General features: G+C 35.8%; 14 protein-coding genes and 1 other RNA gene. 1 reads left to right on the plus strand and 14 read right to left on the minus strand.

Features of this window, described 5'->3' with window-relative positions:
- Positions 1–64 precede the first annotated feature (64 nt).
- From D4A81_RS12960 to pfkA, 9 genes are all read right to left on the minus strand, one after another.
- The gene (locus tag D4A81_RS12960) at positions 65–1,789 is read right to left on the minus strand and encodes a [FeFe] hydrogenase, group A (RefSeq protein ID WP_111526044.1); all 1,725 of its coding nucleotides are present in this window, start codon (positions 1,787–1,789) and stop codon (positions 65–67) included.
- The gene (locus tag D4A81_RS12965) at positions 1,783–3,615 is read right to left on the minus strand and encodes an NAD(P)-binding protein (protein ID WP_111526045.1); all 1,833 of its coding nucleotides are present in this window, start codon (positions 3,613–3,615) and stop codon (positions 1,783–1,785) included. Before D4A81_RS12965 ends, D4A81_RS12960 begins: the two co-directional genes overlap by 7 nt.
- Positions 3,616–3,888: 273 nt before the next feature.
- Positions 3,889–4,491 carry a regulatory protein RecX gene (locus D4A81_RS12970; RefSeq protein ID WP_111526046.1) on the minus strand — a complete coding sequence of 201 codons (603 nt, stop codon included), beginning with the start codon at positions 4,489–4,491 and terminating at the stop codon, positions 3,889–3,891.
- Positions 4,488–5,657 (minus strand): recombinase RecA, encoded by a 1,170-nt coding sequence (gene recA, locus D4A81_RS12975; protein WP_111526047.1) that lies wholly within the window; start codon positions 5,655–5,657, stop codon positions 4,488–4,490. The genes D4A81_RS12970 and recA overlap by 4 nt, the downstream gene beginning before the upstream one ends.
- A 409-nt stretch (positions 5,658–6,066) precedes the next feature.
- Positions 6,067–7,431 carry a sugar transferase gene (locus D4A81_RS12980; protein ID WP_111526048.1) on the minus strand — a complete coding sequence of 455 codons (1,365 nt, stop codon included), beginning with the start codon at positions 7,429–7,431 and terminating at the stop codon, positions 6,067–6,069.
- A 174-nt stretch (positions 7,432–7,605) separates the two neighbouring features.
- A complete protein-coding gene (gene dusB / locus D4A81_RS12985) occupies positions 7,606–8,568 on the minus strand; it encodes a tRNA dihydrouridine synthase DusB (RefSeq protein WP_330405177.1) in 963 nt (320 codons plus the stop codon).
- The gene (locus D4A81_RS12990; RefSeq protein WP_111526049.1) at positions 8,565–8,987 is read right to left on the minus strand and encodes a GtrA family protein; all 423 of its coding nucleotides are present in this window, start codon (positions 8,985–8,987) and stop codon (positions 8,565–8,567) included. The genes dusB and D4A81_RS12990 overlap by 4 nt, the downstream gene beginning before the upstream one ends.
- A gap of 2 nt (positions 8,988–8,989) precedes the next feature.
- A complete protein-coding gene (locus D4A81_RS12995) occupies positions 8,990–9,358 on the minus strand; it encodes a DUF6145 family protein (protein WP_111526050.1) in 369 nt (122 codons plus the stop codon).
- Position 9,359: 1 nt separating this feature from the next.
- On the minus strand, positions 9,360–10,328 hold the full coding sequence (gene pfkA / locus D4A81_RS13000; protein ID WP_111526051.1) for a 6-phosphofructokinase: 969 nt from the start codon (positions 10,326–10,328) through the stop codon (positions 9,360–9,362).
- A gap of 495 nt (positions 10,329–10,823) precedes the next feature.
- Between pfkA and D4A81_RS13005 the strand changes: the two genes are divergently transcribed.
- Positions 10,824–12,581: an IS1634 family transposase gene (locus tag D4A81_RS13005; protein WP_119808321.1), complete on the plus strand. Its 1,758-nt coding sequence runs from the start codon at positions 10,824–10,826 to the stop codon at positions 12,579–12,581.
- Positions 12,582–12,736: 155 nt separating this feature from the next.
- On the opposite strand, the gene ffs is transcribed toward D4A81_RS13005, so the two are convergent.
- From ffs to D4A81_RS13030, 5 genes are all read right to left on the minus strand, one after another.
- Positions 12,737–12,999, minus strand: an RNA gene (gene ffs, locus D4A81_RS13010) — signal recognition particle sRNA large type.
- Between the two features lie 51 nt (positions 13,000–13,050).
- Positions 13,051–16,389: a transcription-repair coupling factor gene (mfd, locus tag D4A81_RS13015; RefSeq protein ID WP_111525871.1), complete on the minus strand. Its 3,339-nt coding sequence runs from the start codon at positions 16,387–16,389 to the stop codon at positions 13,051–13,053.
- An 8-nt stretch (positions 16,390–16,397) separates the two neighbouring features.
- The gene (gene pth, locus D4A81_RS13020) at positions 16,398–17,033 is read right to left on the minus strand and encodes an aminoacyl-tRNA hydrolase (protein ID WP_111525872.1); all 636 of its coding nucleotides are present in this window, start codon (positions 17,031–17,033) and stop codon (positions 16,398–16,400) included.
- Between the two features lie 68 nt (positions 17,034–17,101).
- Positions 17,102–17,230: a hypothetical protein gene (locus D4A81_RS13655; protein WP_278321303.1), complete on the minus strand. Its 129-nt coding sequence runs from the start codon at positions 17,228–17,230 to the stop codon at positions 17,102–17,104.
- A 3-nt stretch (positions 17,231–17,233) separates the two neighbouring features.
- The gene (locus tag D4A81_RS13030) at positions 17,234–18,571 is read right to left on the minus strand and encodes a glycoside hydrolase family 32 protein (protein WP_111525873.1); all 1,338 of its coding nucleotides are present in this window, start codon (positions 18,569–18,571) and stop codon (positions 17,234–17,236) included.
- Positions 18,572–18,583: the final 12 nt, after the last annotated feature.

Below are 18,583 nucleotides of genomic sequence, written 5' to 3' on the forward strand. Positions count from 1 at the left end.
TCCTTAGAAAAATTATTTAACACAATTATACTGATATATAAATTACAGTTTCAAAATCACTATACTATGACTCATGTACATGCAGTAATGCATGAGACTTATGTGAAAGCGGCTTATCAAAATATTCCTCATATAAGGATATAATATCTTTATTTTCATGAGAATATCTTATTTCTGAATTCTCGTCTAAGAAATAAAGCTTCTTTCCTCTGTCAAATGCAAGCTCATAGCCATCCTTTACAGGTTGTCCACCACCGCCTACGCAGCCTCCCGGACATGCCATTACTTCGACAAAGTCATATTTCGCCTCTCCTCTTTCGATCTTATTCAAAAGTTTTCTTGTATTACCAAGTCCACTGACTACAGCAATATTTAATTCTATATCATCAATATTAAACTTAGCCTCTACTGTTCCGTCATTCTCTTGGAACGCCTTACTTCTTACAGGCTTAAATGCATCTGCCGGTGGGTTTTCTTTCTTTATTATACTGTATGCTGTTCTAAGTGCCGCTTCCATTACTCCACCGGTAGCACCGAATATTACTCCTGCTCCGGAATAATCACCCATAGGTCTATCTGCTACTACATCCTGCAAGCCCTTTGGATCAATATGAGATGCTCTTATCATTCGAGTAAGTTCTCTTGTAGTCAGTGCAATATCTACATCATGTCCTGCATATTCTCCATGGAAGAGTTCCATTTCTCTTTCGCCTTTTTTAGCTACACATGGCATAATAGAAACAGACACCATGTTTTCAGGCTTAACGCCAATTTTCTCAGCAAAATAAGACTTCATTACCGCACCGAACATCTGCTGCGGTGACTTGGCAGTAGAAAGAGATTTTGCCATTCTTGGATATTGAGACTTTACAAATCTTACCCAACCAGGACAGCAGGATGTAAACATAGGTCTATTACCAATCAAACCACTGGTATATCTATGCACAAATTCATTTGCTTCTTCCATAATAGTAAGGTCTGCTGAGAAAGAAGTATCAAACACATAGTCTGCACCCATCTTCTTCAATGCATCGACAATTTTTCCAACTGTAGCATCCTTGTCCTTAAGTCCGAAAGCCTCTCCCCAAGCTGTTCTAACTGCCGGTGCAATCTGTACAACCACTGTCTTTTCAGGATCAGCTATAGCATCCCAGAACTTTGAAGTATCATCTCTTTCACTCAATGCACCTACAGGACAATGTGTTATACACTGTCCACATAGTGAACAGTCGGCTTCTTCAATCTTTTTATATCCGGTTACATTTACAGTAGTTCTTGCTCCTGTTCCATGTAAATCCCAAACACTTAAAGTCTGCATCTTATCACAAACCTGTATACATCTCATACATTTAATACATTTGGATGAATCTCTTATAAGTGGGAAATTCTTGTTCCACGGCTGTTTTTCAAGTTCAACAGCAAATGGTATCTCGAGTATATTTAAGTCATTGGCAACTTTTTGAAGTGAACAGTTGCCGCTCTTGGCGCATATTACACATCTGTTATCATGCTGTGAAAGTATCAGCTCAACAGTTTTTCTTCTGTCTCTGACTACCTTCTTACTATTTGTAAAGATTTCCATTCCTTCTTCGCATACATTATTACATGATGTGATAAGTTTATCTTTACCCTTTAATTCAACAACACATACTCTACATGCCGCTATTTCATTCAAATCCTTCAAGAAACATAATTTCGGAATATTTATATCTATACCGGCTGCCGCTTCCATAATTGTAGTATTTTCTTTTACGGAAACAGGTATATTATCAATAGTTAAGTTTACCATATACTCTCCCTACCTCCTTTGAAAATACCAAAGCCAAAGTGGTCGCATCTTAGACATCTGCCCGCCTCTTGCTTTGCTTCTTTTTCTGTCATGCAATTTTCAACGCCTTCAAAATCAAGAACTCGTTCACTAGCCTCTCTTTCTGTAAGCTCTACTCTACCACAAGGACTCTTATCTTCAAGACCGGCCTCAGGTATTACTACATCCACACTTATCTCATGATGATATCCCAAATATTCATCAATATTTGCCGCTACCACCTTTGCCGCACCGATTGCCTTTATAACTGTAGAAGGTCCGCTTGCACAGTCTCCTCCTGCAAATACACCCGGCATATCTTTGAATGCGCCTGTAGAATCTGTAATTATTTTTCCGTTAGATACAGGGATTCCCGCTTCCTCAAAATGCTTTGTCTCTATATTTTGTCCGATTGCTACTACAAGTATGTCACAAGGAATATAAACATCTTCCTCGCCTGTAGCCTTTACACTGGCTCTTCCATCTTTGATAGAGCTGATCATTTGAGGCTTTACATATATTCCCTTTATATTATTGTTCTCATCAACATCTATAGCTGATGGTGCCATAAGAGTTCTAAGCTCAACACCCTCTGCAACTGCCGCCTCTATCTCAGCAGGTAAAGCTGTCATATCTGCGACTCTTCTTCTATAGGCAATGCTTACCTTCTTTGCACCCATTCTCTTTGCAGTTCTAACTGCATCCATGGACACATTTCCACCACCTATTATACAAACATTCTTACCTGTAAGGTCTTTTATAATATTCTTACCTACATCACGCAAGAACTCTACTGCAGAAACCACGCCATTCGCATCTTCATGCTCAAGACCAAGTTTCTTATCTGTACTTGCACCAATAGTAATAAGCACAGCATCAAAAGCATTTCTCAGATCGTCTATTGAAATATCTTCTCCGATTTTGAGTCCATGCTTTATCTTTACTCCGGTCTTTAATATAGCTCTGATATCCTCATCAAGTCTATCCTTTGGCAATCTATAATTTGGTATACCATATCTCAACATACCGCCAAGTTCCGGTAACATCTCATATACTGTAGTCTGATGTCCCATAAGCTGAAGGAAATACGCCGCACTAAGTCCGCCCGGTCCACCACCGAGTATTGCGACCTTCTTACCTGTTGACGGGGCACATTTTGGCGGATCAACTTCTCCTGCAAAATCTGCAGCAACTCTCTTTAAACCACGAATGTTTACAGAGTCATCCACCATATTTCTCCTACATCTCGCTTCACAAGGATGTTCGCATATAAAACCACATGTAGTAGGGAAAGGATTATCTTTTCTTATCAATCTGACAGAATCTGCATATCTTCCTTCTTTTATCAAAGCGATATATCCCGGTATATCCACCTGTGCAGGACATAAATTAACACAAGGCACCGGCTGGTTATATGAGCATGTACATCTGCCATGTGCTATATGTTCGATATAGTCATCTCTATATCCTATAATACCTTTATAAACCATATTAGCTGCTTCGTAGCCTATGGCACAATCTGCTGATTCCATTATGCTTAGGGCGGTCTTCTCCATCAATTTCAAAGACGCCATACTGCCCTTGCCGTCAAGCACATTCTCAATCAGCTTCTCAAGTTGTCCAAGCCCAATCCTACATGGTACACATTTACCACAAGTTTGAGCATGAGCCAGTTCCAGGAAAGCTCTGGACATATCTACCGGGCATAGCCCCGGAGGAGATGCCTCGATTCTTCTTTCCAAGTTTTTGTAAAGCTCCTCCATAACAATTCTGGCTCTACTTGGGGAGACTATTTCTAATCTACTCATACCTCTTACTCCTAGAATTATTTAGCCTTTTATAGGCATTTTTATATATGTAATTATCTTACATATATGAATTTAAAATTGTATATTTCATGAAATAATAAGAGCACATATCTTTATATTTATCCGATACGAACTTTATGTATTTATTATATACTTTTTTTAGTTTTTTGATAATACTTTTCTGAAAAGTATTTTATTTAACAGGCATGTTTGTTATTTAACTAGCACAACTCTGCAATAATCTCATAAAAAAAGACACTCATATAGCTGTTGTCATCCTATACAAGTGTCATTTATTACATCTTTAATTTTTTGATATTTAAATCCCTGTCTCATAATAGAAGCTATTACTTTTTGCTTTTTTTCTGCTTCATCCAACTCAAAATAATTCTTTTTATCCAAAAGCTTTCTTATCATAGATACTTCGTCAATAGAAAATACTTCCAACGCATTTTCTATTATTTCTTTATCTATGCCCTTTTCCATTAATTTATACTTTAGCTTAAGCTTACTATATTTATCTTTATAAGTATTTATATATCGTTCAACATATCTTTCATCATCTATGTAACCGAACTTCTTAGCCTTATCTATTGCCTCTTTTATTGCCTCATCAGGATAGAATGAGAGCCTTAGTTTTCTGACTATATCTTTTTCTGATTTGAACGACCTTTCTAATATATGTAAAAGTCTTGCAAAGGTTCGCTTTTTTAAAACAGGATATATATTTATATAATATTCCTCTTCATCTATTTCTTTTCCGACAGTGATATCCATTCTTCTAATTTCTCCATTATATAGAGCCAGGATATCACCGTCTTCAAAAATAATTTTACTTTTTTTAGTATTTATAGGAATAATTTCTCTTACAATCAATCTTCTTCCTCAAGCTCTATAACACCGGTATCTTCTGTGTCATTATCTATAGGTGAGCCATCAAATTCTTCATCATCTTCTCCATCAATAGGATCATAATCTACCAACTTCTCCCCATTCTCTGATGCAAACTTAAACTTTTCTCTTATCTGTGTCTCTATCTTTTGACAAATATCAGGATTATCCATCAGGAATTTCTTTGCATTCTCTCTACCCTGGCCAATCTTATTTCCTTCATAAGAATACCAAGCTCCACCCTTGTCAATAACATCACTGGCAACTGCCAAGTCCAGTATCTCTCCGGACTTTGATATACCTAGACCGTACATTATATCAAACTCTGCCTCTTTGAATGGAGGTGCAACTTTATTTTTAACAACCTTAATTCTAGTTTTTGTTCCTATCAGCTCTCCACCCTGCTTTATCTGCTCAACTTTTCTTACATCAAGTCTTACAGAAGCATAGAATTTTAAAGCTCTACCTCCTGTGGTAGTCTCCGGACTGCCAAACATTACACCTATCTTATCTCTAAGCTGGTTTATAAATATAACAATACAATTGCTCTTACTTACTATACCTGTAAGCTTTCTAAGCCCCTGGCTCATAAGTCTTGCCTGTAAGCCCATATGAGAATCGCCCATATCTCCCTCTATCTCACCCTTTGGTACAAGAGCTGCAACAGAGTCTACTATTATAATATCTATAGCACCGGATCTAACCATGGTTTCTGTGATTTCAAGTGCTTGTTCTCCATTATCCGGCTGTGATACATACAGCTCGTTAATGTTTACTCCTATTTTTTCTGCGTATGCCGGATCAAGAGCATGCTCTGCATCTATAAATGCTGCGATACCTCCAAGCTTTTGTGCTTCTGCAACCATATGAAGTGCTACTGTAGTTTTACCGGATGATTCAGGTCCATAAATTTCTATAATTCTTCCTTTGGGAATACCGCCTACACCTAAAGCTATATCCAGACTTAGTGAACCTGTCGGAATGGCCTCTACATTCATATGCACATTTCCATCCCCAAGCTTCATCACTGATCCCTTACCATATGCCTTCTCTATCTGTGTCAAAGCGGATTCAAGAGCCGCTTGCTTATCACCTTGTTCTGTTACTCTTTTTACCTGTTGTGTTGCTTTGGAATTTTTATCCTTCTTCATAACAGCCTCCATCGAATGTATGTTCTTGTTTTATTGTATACGCTTCTCTTTTATTTGTCAATAAAGATATAATAGAATTGAAAATCAATCTTTTACAATATGTTACAGTTCAGGTACTTAATTTTACAATCCTTGTAGCGTTTAACTCTTCATAAACACTAGACTCAAATTAAGCAGCCTGTGACTTATTTGAGTGCAGTTCGCTGTTCCCCAAGCGAACAAACGAGTTTTTGCAGACTGTGTAAAATCCTGCGAAGTTTTAAGAAAGAGTTGCGATTAGAATTGTAAAACAATAAAGTGGCTACCTGAACTGTAACTACAATATATAAAATAGAATCTCCGCCATGTGAACTTATTGTATCATAAAAAAAACAGGATTGCATTAACTTATGCATCCTGTTTCAATATATTACTTCTCCTTGCTATTTGCATTGGTCTCACCTTCTCCTACACCCTCTGTAGACTCCTTCATAAATAAGACTTTTGGAGTCAACACAATCAAAACAAGATCCATCCATATACTATAATTTCTTATATAATGTAAATCTAATTTTAATTTATCATATGGAGTTGTATTATACTTTCCATGTACCTGTGCATATCCTGTCAATCCCGCCTTCATCTTCAATCTCATTGAAAACTCCGGCAGCTCCTTCATATATTCCTTGGCTATTTCAGGTCTCTCAGGTCTTGGTCCAACCAAACTCATATCGCCTTTTATTATATTAAACAACTGAGGAAGCTCATCCATCCTTGTAGCTCTTAATACTTTTCCAACAGTTGTAATTCTGTCATCTACATCCCCGGCAAGTCTTGCTATACCGTCTTTTTCTGCATCCACTCTCATGGTTCTGAATTTATATATTTCAAACAGCTTTCCATTCAAAGTCAATCTCGTTTGTTTATAGAAAATAGGACCTCTATCTGTAAGATGTATTGCTGCACCAAACATAACAAATAGCGGTAAAGAAAAGATTATTCCAATTACACTAACCACAATATCAATACATCTTTTTACAATCATTTGATCTACTTGCAACCCTTCATTTCTGGAAAGAAGTATGGGAGTATCAAACAAATTTAGATTAGTAGAAGACCTTATCAGAATATCACTTATTTTCGGTATCATATATACTCTTATACTGGCATCATAGCATTTTTTTAATATAAGATTTCTCTCATGTGAAGGTATATCTCCCAACACAATCCCCTCAAATTCCTCAGCCTTTTTCATTATCTTTTCAATACCGACATCTATACTTATATCGTCACAAATAATATATTTATCATCTCTGGCACCTATCTTTTCCATTATGGAAAATACCGGTCTTTCACCATACACTATAAGCAGTCGCCTTGGTGGGAATAACACACCATATATCCATTGAAATAAAAAAACCCAAGCAAATACTATTATGCCATCTATCAATGTCAAAAGTATAAATGAAGTAGGTGAATGAAATTTTTTATCCACCAAAGCCAATATAAGATATCCTATTATATTTACTATCACCAAAGAAAGTATATGTGAATATATTATATTTCCTCTTTTCAAATATCCTATTTTTAATCCACCATATGTTTGCAGAAAAAAAATCAAAAGCACCCCGTAAAGTGCAGCCAATAGCCAGATTCCTCTCCTCCAGAATCTCTCTTCTATTATTGTATTTAGATAAAATTGCCACAGCGCCCAATAAAGTCCGACTTCAATCAGCAATATGACCGCTGCTGAGCCAAATTTTACAACTCGCTTATACTGTTCTCTTGTATTCATATCTCCTCCACTTGAGATGTAAAATAGCCATATCAACCTACTTTATAATAAAACTTAATAACATATAATGAGATTAAATATTACACTCACATTCTCTGTTGCCATTGTAACATATTTTTTATATTTATGTATTAAAATTTTAAATAATAGTAAGTTATCCTGCACATACAAATCTTAAGAACTTGATAACAAATTTTCTAATTCAACATAACTCTCAATGTGATTTACCTTCTCTCTAAGTAAAGATGATCCTTTCATGCCATGCGTATACCAGGCAACATGCTTTCTCATCTTTCTAATAGCCATAATCTCATCATCATATTCCATTTGTAGTCTACAATGTTTGAGTATCATATCTACTATTTCTTCTTTAGATGGCTTCTCTACGGTTTCGCCACTCAAATATCCCCTTATCTCTCTAAATATCCATGGGTTTCCTCTTGCAGCTCTCGCAATCATTATTCCGTCACATCCTGTGTATTCATACATTTCCTTTGCACTTTTTCCATCTACCACATCACCATTGCCTATTACCGGAATACCTATGGCAGATTTTACTTCCTTTATAGTACTCCAATCCGCCTTACCGGAGTAATACTGTTCTCTTGTTCTGGCATGTATTGCAATAGCACTTATACCTGAGGCCTCTGCTATCTTAGCAATCTCTACTGCATTGATATTTTCCTCATTAAAACCTCTTCTTATCTTTAATGTAACAGGTTTTTTTACACTCTTTACCAGTTTAGAAAGTATCTCCTCCACAAGTTTGGGATTTTTCATAAGTGCAGAGCCTTCACCATTGTTGACTATCTTTGGTACCGGACAGCCCATATTAAAATCAAAAATATCAAATTCTCTATCCTCTATACTTGCCGCCATCCTGGCTATTATATCCGGATCAGAGCCAAAAAGCTGTAATGCAATAGGATGCTCTACTTTATCTATCTTCATAAGCGGCTCAGTATTTTTATTTTTAAAATATATTGCCTTTGCACTCACCATTTCTGTTACAAGTAGTGATGCTCCCATTTCCTTGCATAAATGACGAAATGGCAAGTCACTTACACCTGCCATTGGTCCTAGGCACAGACCGCCATCTATATTTATATTTCCAATCTTAAAACCTTTTAGTATCATTCCTTGTTCTTTCTAAAAATAAACAACTTTGAAAAAATATAGTTTAAAATTACCACAAGCACATTGGCAAATATCTTCGCATATAAAGAATTTCTTTTAAGTACATCCACTCCCACATACATTATTGCCATGTCCAAAATCCCTGTAGATAATCTCGCTGTAATAAATGCAAAAAGTTCCTTTATTACAATTTTTAATTCAAAGCTTTTACTTTTAAATACCCATATCTTATTTGTTATAAAGGCAAATGCAACTGCTGCCAACCATGCAATAGCATTGCTGACCAAATTTGGTAGAAGAAGACTTGCAAATAAAATATAGTACACCACCATATTTATCACTGTAGTCAACACTCCAAAGATAAGATATAGCAAAACGCCCTCATATTTTTTTATATAGTATGATATTCTTTCAAGCATAATTATTCTGCACTATCTCCCAAAATCACTAATCTATAAAACAGTTCCAGTTGTGAAAGCAGTTCCTCTTTCTTTCTTTGATATGAGCTTATCTTCAATCCACTTTCTATCTCATCAAAGTAAAAATCACCGTCATCAACCCTTACACAGAATTTCAGATTGCCGGACTTATCAAATTCCATAGTAAGTATACCTCCTGCCTCCTCAGCAAAAGATACACATATTATTTTCAATTCATTTTTTATTTCATCCGGCAACAAATTAAACTTTTCATTAAAATAATACTTCTGTACATATGAACTTGCACCGCAAAGAACAATATCTTCACTCTTTGTCCAATCCAAATCATACCCATTTATCATTTCAGACATATTATCTTACCAAAAGCTTGTTTATTCTATATTGATCTTCTGATATATCCTTTGTCATTGCCAATGCTTCCTGAATATCAAAGTCCACATACTCACCATTCTTATATGCCATAAGTCTGTTTGACTGACCTTCTATCAAAAGTTCTACTGCCTTAGCACCCATAATTGAAGCATATACTCTGTCCTTACATGTAGGAGCGCCACCTCTTTGCATATATCCAAGAATTGTAGCTCTTGTCTCTATTCCTGTAGCTGCTTCAATTCTTTTTGCCATAGAAGTCGAATGTCCTATTCCCTCAGCATTTATTATAATATGATGTTTTTTTCCACGCTTTCTGTTTTCTATAATTCTATCAATCAAATACTGCTCATTGCCATCATATCTCTCCGGCAAAAGTACATCCTCTGCTCCATTTGCAAATCCACACCAAAGAGCAATATAACCTGCATTCCTTCCCATTACTTCAATTATTGAACATCTCTCATGTGATGTGGAAGTATCTCTTACCTTGTCAATAGCTTCCATCGCAGTATTTACTGCAGTATCAAATCCTATAGTATAGTCTGTACAAGCTATATCAAGATCGATTGTTCCCGGAATACCTATTGTATTGATACCAAGTGCTGAAAGCTTTCCTGCTCCCTGAAATGAACCATCACCACCGATAACAACCACTCCGTCTATACCATGCTTCTTACAGATATCTGCTCCCTTTTTTTGGCCTTCTGCTGTAGTAAACTCCTGACATCTAGCTGTATAAAGTATTGTACCACCTTTATGAATTATATCTGAAACAGATGTACTGTCCATATCTACTATTTCTTCCTGTAAAAGACCTGCATAGCCTCTCATTATTCCTTTTACATTCAATCCATTGTGTATTGCTGTTCTGACAACAGCTCTTATAGCTGCATTCATTCCCGGAGCATCACCACCACTTGTAAGTATACCTATAGTTTTTATTGCCATATATTTCCTCCTATCAAAACGGATATGTTATTCAACTTAGTTTTATATAAATCATAATAAGCATTGCTCATATGAATTCTACATTATTTTATATTAATGAAAAACATTTTTCAATAGCCTTGTCATAGAATTAACGAATTCTGTTTTATAAAATGCAAAGAGCATTATCAAAAAATCTAAACAGATTTCTTAATAATGCCCTTTATATGCACGTCTTGCTTCGAATGCCATTCACAAACGTTACCAAAGTAGTTAGCTCCATGGCGGCTATCTCACGGCACATGAAAGGTCCTCCTTAGTCCCGTCTTCCGTCGAAGTACTATGAAATTTCCGACGTTTCAAATTTTTAGCAAACTATTTAATTTTATACAATTCTTTTAAACCCTTTATTTTAAAGGCTTTTCTTACATAAAAAATAATTTGAAAAAATTGAAAAAATTTTTACAGCATGTTATAATCATAGTACTTCATAGTACTTTACTTTTAGAGGTGTTTATGGCTTATTTTTTGAGAAAAGAAAAGAAGAAAAAAGGTACTTATCTTCAGATGTATGAATCATTTTGGGATAAGGATAAAAAGCAACCAAGAACAAGAAATGTAAAATCTTTTGGTTACGTTGAAGATCTGACTTCAGATGAGATTCCGGATCCGATTAAATTTTATAGCGATTATGTAAAAGAGCAAAATGAGAATAGAACAAAAGTTCTTTCTGAAGAATCCCGTCCTCGTGCATTTTCCACTCCTGTTGAACTTAATATAGGACACTTCTTGCTCTACTCATTGATTGATGAGCTTGATGTTAAGGAAACTATTGATATACTTGCTTCTCAAATGCGTTTTCAGTTCTCTGTATTTGACTTAATTACACAACTTATTTATGCAAGGGTTATATCACCATGCTCTAAGTCAAAGACAGCCTCTCATGTCTTTCCATACATTTACGGCAGCTCTACAATCTCTGAAGACCAAGTATATGACGGGTGTTCTTTCATAGGAGAGTCTTATAAGAAGTACATTGATTTGTTTAATCACTCTTATGAAAAGTATTTTAAAAGAGATTTAAGCAATGTATTTTTCGATTGTACTAATTATTACTTTGAAATTGATCTTCCTAGCGATGACAAGCAAAAGGGACCTTCAAAAGAGAATAGGCACTCTCCGATAATAGGGCAGGCTTTACTTTTAGATGCTGATCTAGTACCTGTCTCCATGCAAATGTATCCCGGAAATGAATCGGAAAAGCCATATATTAGAAAAGTTATTGAAGAAATGAAGCAACGACACAGCGTATCAGGCAAGACAATTCAGGTGGCTGATAAAGGCCTTAATTGTGCAAGAAATATTTATGCTGCAGTTAAAGAAGCTAGTGACGGCTATATATTTTCAAAATCAATACATGGTAAGAATCTAAGTGAAAAGGAAAAGAAATGGGTTCTACTTGAGAATGATACAAATGTCTTTTCTAATTACACTGATGAAAGAGGTAATATATCTTTTCGTCTTAAATCCTGTATTGACAGCTTTGATTACAGTTTTAAAGAGATTGATCCGGAAACAGGAAAAGAGTGTGTTACAAGGTTTTCTGTAAAAGAAAAGCGTATCGTCTCTTATAATCCTAACCTTGCAAAGAAACAAAGGCTTGAAATAATGAAAATGGTCGATAAAGCTTCAAAGTTTTCTACATACAAAAATATCGCTAAAGATGAACTTGGAGATTGTGCTAAATATGTAGACATTATAACTAAAGATAGTACAGGCAAGACAATAAAGCCTATAATAGATTTAAATAAATCTAAGATTGATGAAGATCTTAAATATGCAGGATATAATCTTTTAGTGACATCCGAAATAGATATGGAGCCATTACAGGTATATAAAACATACCATAGCCTATGGAAGATCGAAGAATCTTTTAGACTTACAAAATCATACCTGGATGCAAGACCCGTTTATTTACAGAAAAAAGAAACAATCTATGGGCATTTTTTGATATGCTACCTTAGCTTGTTTCTTTTAAGAGTATTAGAAATCAAGTGTTTCAAGAATAAAATAAACTCTTATGACTTGATCAACTTTATGCGTGATTTTAGGGTGGTAAATAAAGGTGATGATACATATATCAATATATCAAGAAACCAATCTGTTAACGAAAAGGTTAAAAAACTGGTTGGTTTTAGTAACCTTGATGCCCTCTATTTAACCAAAGCTGAAGTCGACAATTTCTTTCAAAACTGTATGCTCTTGGACACCTAAAGTACTAGGTTTTGAGAGAAACGACGGAAGTCAGGTTTTATATTAATGAAAAACATTTTTCAATAGCCTTGTCATAGAATTAACGAATTCTGTTTTATAAAATGCAAAGAGCATTATCAAAAAATCTAAACAGATTTCTTAATAATGCCCTTTATATGCACGTCTTGCTTCGAATGCCATTCACAAACGTTACCAAAGTAGTTAGCTCCATGGCGGCTATCTCACGGCACATGAAAGGTCCTCCTTAGTGCTGCTACATTCCTGTCCTGACACGGTTCGAAAGTTTCCATTGCGTGGGGACCCCCACTTCAACACCACTTGCTTCAGACTGCTAAGCAAATGAACACCCTAGGCAAGACATCACCCCTACTAAAGCGGATTGTAGGTACAGGACACCGCTATCTTCCCGGCTGTGCATTAACAAGTATACTTGCATTTATCTATATTTGTCAAATGATTTTTAAATGTACTAAAACAATTCCTCTTTCATTTTCTCAAATAAGTTCACAGCAAACTCCATTCTGTCCTCAGTTGAAATCTTCTCCCTATCTCTATACTCCCAATTTAATACCTTGTCATACTTCACAGTCATATTTTTTCCAAAGTATTTTATGAAAGCATCAAAGTTATCCATTTTTATCTGCTTATTTTCTCTCATTGTCCACTTTATCTGCAATTTGTTCACAATAATATCAGTGATAAACATACTGCTGCCAAGAGCCTTTATCCTTGCAACATACAAAAGATTACTCACCGCTCTTGGAAGCTCACCAAATCTATCTATAAGCTCATCTTGCATATCAAGGAAATCCTCTTCACTTTTTACCAAAGCAATCTTCTTATATATTTCAAGCTTTGTCTCTTCATTTGAAATGTACTCACTTGGTATATATGCACTGCTGTCTATCTCAACGCTTGCTTCTACCTCTTCTTCAACAGGCTTACCACTCTTTAAAGCTCTAACTGCTGTATTTAAAAGCTTTACATACAGATCGTATCCTACCTCTTGCATATGTCCATGTTGAGTTACACCCAGTACATTTCCGGCTCCCCTTATCTCAAGATCTCTCATTGCAATCTTTATACCTGACCCAAGTTCTGTAAATTCCCTAATTGCCTTGAGTCTCTTTGAAGCCTCCTCAGACAGAAGTTTATTCCCGGTATACATAAGAAAGGCATAGGCACTTCTTTTACTTCTTCCAACTCTACCCCTTAGCTGATAAAGCTGTGAAAGTCCCAGTCTGTCCGCATCATGAACTATTATAGTATTTGCATTAGGTACATCCAAACCTGTTTCCACTATGGTCGTAGTAACCAGCACATCCACATCTCCATTTATAAAGTCTACCATTCTTGCTTCTAGACGCCTCTCATCCATTCTGCCATGTACATATTCAACATTTATGTCAGGCAGAAGTGCACTGATATGTGCAGCCACTTCCTCAATATTATTTACTCTATTATAAAGATAATATACCTGGCCTCCCCTTGCCACCTCTCTTCTTATAGCCTCTTTTACAGTTTCATCATGATATTCCATAACATAAGTCTGTATAGGTTTTCTGTCCACAGGAGGCTCTTCCAAAACAGATAGATCTCTAATTCCTGAAAGTGACATATGAAGTGTCCTTGGTATAGGTGTAGCAGTAAGTGTTAGTACATTTACATTTTCACAAAGCTGCTTTAGCTTTTCCTTATGCCTTACTCCAAATCTTTGTTCCTCATCCACTATAACAAGACCCAGTTTCTTTGGCACTACATCCTTTGACAAAAGTCTATGAGTGCCTATAACTATATCTACAAGTCCCTTTCCCAAATCTTCGATAACTTTATTCTGTTCTTTTTTTGTATTAAACCTGGATAGCAATCCTATTTTTACCGGAAAATCCTTCATCCTCTGAATAAATGTATTGTAATGCTGTCTTGCAAGAATAGTAGTCGGCACAAGGTAAAGTACCTGATATCCCTCTTGTATTACCTTAAATGCGGTTCTTAGAGCAATCTCCGTCTTACCATATCCTACATCACCACATATCAGACGATCCATAATCTTTCCTGTTTCCAAATCTCTCTTGGCATCTTCAATGGCTTTTATCTGATCATATGTCTCCTCATACTCAAACATTTCTTCAAATTCTCTTTGCCAAAGAGTATCCTCTCCATAGATCACCCCCTGACCTTTCAGCCTGCTGGCATACAGTTCCACAAGTTCCTTAGCCATTTCCTCAACTTCACTCTTTACTCGTGATTTTGTCTTACTCCACTCTACGCCTCCAAGCTTATTAAGTTTAGGCTTTTTTATTTCTCCACCGCCATATTTTTGTATTCTATTAAGTTTTGAAACCGGCACAAAACAGTTGTCACCACCTTGATACTCTATCTTTACATAGTCTTTGATGACTCCGTCTCTTTCTATTTTCTCTATACCCCTATAGATTCCTAGACCATGGTCCTCATGCACTATATAATCACCTATATAAAGTTCGCTAAGAGATGTTACCCTATCTCCCTCATATTCTTTTTCTCTTTTCTTCTTTTTCTTTTGGTTTTTAAATATATCGCTTTCTGAAATTAAGGCAAAATTTAAAGCCGGATACTCAAATCCCGAATGGATATTTCCAACAAATATAGCTATCTGTCCCGGTACAATATTTATATTTCTTTCATCTTCTAAAAATATGGAATCTAGGAAATAGTCATTTCTAAAGCTATCAGCAAGTCTTTTTGCTCTGGTTTTTGATGCACAAATAAGAGCAACTCTGGTTTTATCAGACTTATATTTCTTCAAATCATCTACAAGGTTTGTAAAATCTTCATGGTATACCCCACTCATTCTTGAAAATATAGAGTATACAGCTTTTACTTCCAATTCTTTTATTCTATTATCAAGACCGGTAAGAGCGATACTTGGAGCTTTATTTAAACTGTAAAACACCTCCTCTGCACCAAATATATCAGGAATATCCTCTTTTTTGTACTGCCCCGATTCTATTCTTCCGGACGCACTTTGATTATATTCATCTTCTGTTCTTCTTGCCTTGTCCATGGTTCTTGCGGGTTCATCAATATATATCAGAGTATTCTTATAATCAAAATATCTTAAAAATGACTGCTCCCCACCAAGAACCTTCTCTCTTGCTGCATAGATATTTACATATTCAAGCTCATCTATTGACCTTTGACTTGCTGGATCGAAACTTTTCATAGCATCTATTTCATCATCCCAAAGTTCTATTCTTACAGGATATTCTTCTGTAAGTGGAAATATATCTATTATTCCTCCTCTTATAGAAAATTGGCCCGGATTGCTTGTTTCAAAGCTTCTCTCATAGCCTATATCCGTCAGCTTTTTTGATATATCTTCTATATCGATAATATCTTCTTTTTTTATCTCCAAAGTAGCTTCACAAAACTTTTGATAGTCTTCAAGCTTATCCATAAGAGCATCTATGGTTGTAACAATGACTCCACCCTCATCTTCTCTTAGATGTTTCCAGACTTCCACTCTTTTTGCTGTTATCTGTGAAGATCTTATATCTGCTGTAAAAAAGAGTAGATCTCTTGCCGGATAGAGGTAGACCCCGCCCAAAAAGCAGCCTATATCTTCATATAGCCTGCTCGCATTGTCCTCATCATATGATATAACAAGTTTCCAAGCTCTTTCTTTCTTCATAAGCTCGGAAATAAGATGTGCTTTTCCCGGTTCAGACATATCACTGACCTGCACCGGGAATCTTTCTTTTTTTATACTTTCTTCTAAAGATTCAAAATCCGCTAATCTTTTTAAGGGATTTTCAAATAAACTCATATTCTTCCTTACTTTGTCTTTTTAGTATTGTATCTGTTCATTGCCATATCGTACCGGCCGTCCACCATAAGCTTTATTGCTTCTATGGCATCAGATGCCGATTCATCCAAGAGCTTCTTATCGGTATCACTAAACCTACTAAGTACATGATCTGCCAGATCCATCTTAGATGGCTTTTCACCTACTCCCACCTTAACTCTCGGGAAATCTGATGTTCCCATATGTGCAATCAATGACTTTATACCATTGTGACCTCCTGCACTTCCCTTTAATCTGATACGCAAATTTCCGGGCTCAAGGTTTATATCATCATAAACAACAATTACATCTTCCGCTTCTATCTTAAAATAATCCATAAATGCTCTCACGGATTCTCCACTATTGTTCATATATGTCTGCGGCTCTAAAATAATTACCTTTTCATTCCCGATCCTAGTCTTAGCAAAAAGACCTTTGTATTTTCTTTCGGATATATCCTCTCCAAGCTCATATGCCAGTTTTTCCACAACATAAAAGCCCGCATTATGCCTTGTATTTACATACTCTCTTCCGGGATTACCCAAACCAACTATTAATTTCATCTTGCTTTCTTTTCTATCTTTATTAAAACCAAATATATTTTTTAATCTGTCAAATAATATCATTAACAAATCACTTTTTCTATAAATGTGGTGGAAATTCCTGTTAAAGCATTTCCACATTAAGTCCTTTTTTACTTTATATCTACAAGTATTGCATCTTCCTCAGAAAAATAATCATCTAATGAACTGCTTAAGCCTGAGGCTTTCCAGGCCTGCTCAAATGATATCTCAGGAAGATTGCTAAGATATACAAAATACAAGTATTATATATCCAAACTATAAAGTTTTCCCCTGATATTTCCTGATACTTTTATATTACTGTAATTTGACGGATACATCCTAGTAGACATCACCTGTTTGCCGTCATTTACAAATACTTCCACTGAGCTTGCATCTATCAAAAGTCTTATATTTTCTATACTCTTAATTTTTAAAAATCTTTTATCTCTTCCATATCCATTTGCAATAAATGAGAGTTCCAAATCACCCCTGCCTGCATCAAAATCCAGCTTTAGAGTATCAAATATTTCTATCTCAAGCTTATCACCAAAGTTTTGAAGTTCCAAATCAAATGCTCTCTTTTCATCCAAAACTTTGTATTCTGTATTTTCTTCACCATACTCAAACGAGAACTTTCTAAGAGATTCCAGTTCTTTAGCAGGCTTCATATACAATGTATTATTGGCAAAGTCAAGCTCCCTAAATACACTCATACAATGCTGATATCCATATTCTACAGTAGGATTTGTATACTTAGCATAGGGCATGCCCATCCAACCAAGCAAGAGTCTTCTTCCATCATGTGCAAAACTCTGTGGTGAATAGAAGTCAAAGCCGAAGTCTGCCTCCTTATACTCTGTTATAAAACCATTGCTTCTAAAATCACCCTCTATAATAAAGTATCCACAGGAGTAAATATTCTGGAATTCATACTTTCCGCCCTCAAGCCCCTGTGGACAGGCCATCAAGATCCACTGTCCATTTATCTCAAAAAGATCCGGACATTCCCACATATATCCTATTCTTGCCATGGTTTCAAATGTACGGATATGTTTCCAGTTATCCAAATCTTCAGACTCAAAAACCAGTGCTTCTCCCTTATCTTCCATAGTTCTGGCACCGATTACCATATAATATTTGTCCTCATATTCAAATACCTTGGGATCTCTTACATGGCAGGACAGTCCATCCGGATAGTCCTTATTGTACATAACAACATTTCTGGAATCTACATTGATTCCATCCTCACTTGTTACATGGACAGTATTATGCTCTCTACCTGCATATACATAGTCAAAATCTCCCTTTTGCTTTACATTTCCGGTATAGAAGATATGCATGGTATCATCCTTTATAAGAGCTGAACCTGAGTACACACCATTTTTATCATATTCCTGATCCGGAGCCATAAATATAGGTGCTTCTTCCCAGTGTAGTAAATCCTTTGACTTTAGATGTGCCCAGTATTTATTGCCGCCCTCCGGTTCATAAGCATACTGATAAAACACATGATAATATCCTTTAAAAAAACAAAGTCCATTAGGATCATTTAGCCAACCACTCTTTGGCTCAATATGATATTTTTGTCTCCAATTATTCATTTTTCTTTCCTA

The organism is Lachnoanaerobaculum umeaense, from assembly GCF_003589745.1.
Taxonomy (GTDB): Bacteria; Bacillota; Clostridia; order Lachnospirales; family Lachnospiraceae; genus Lachnoanaerobaculum; species Lachnoanaerobaculum umeaense.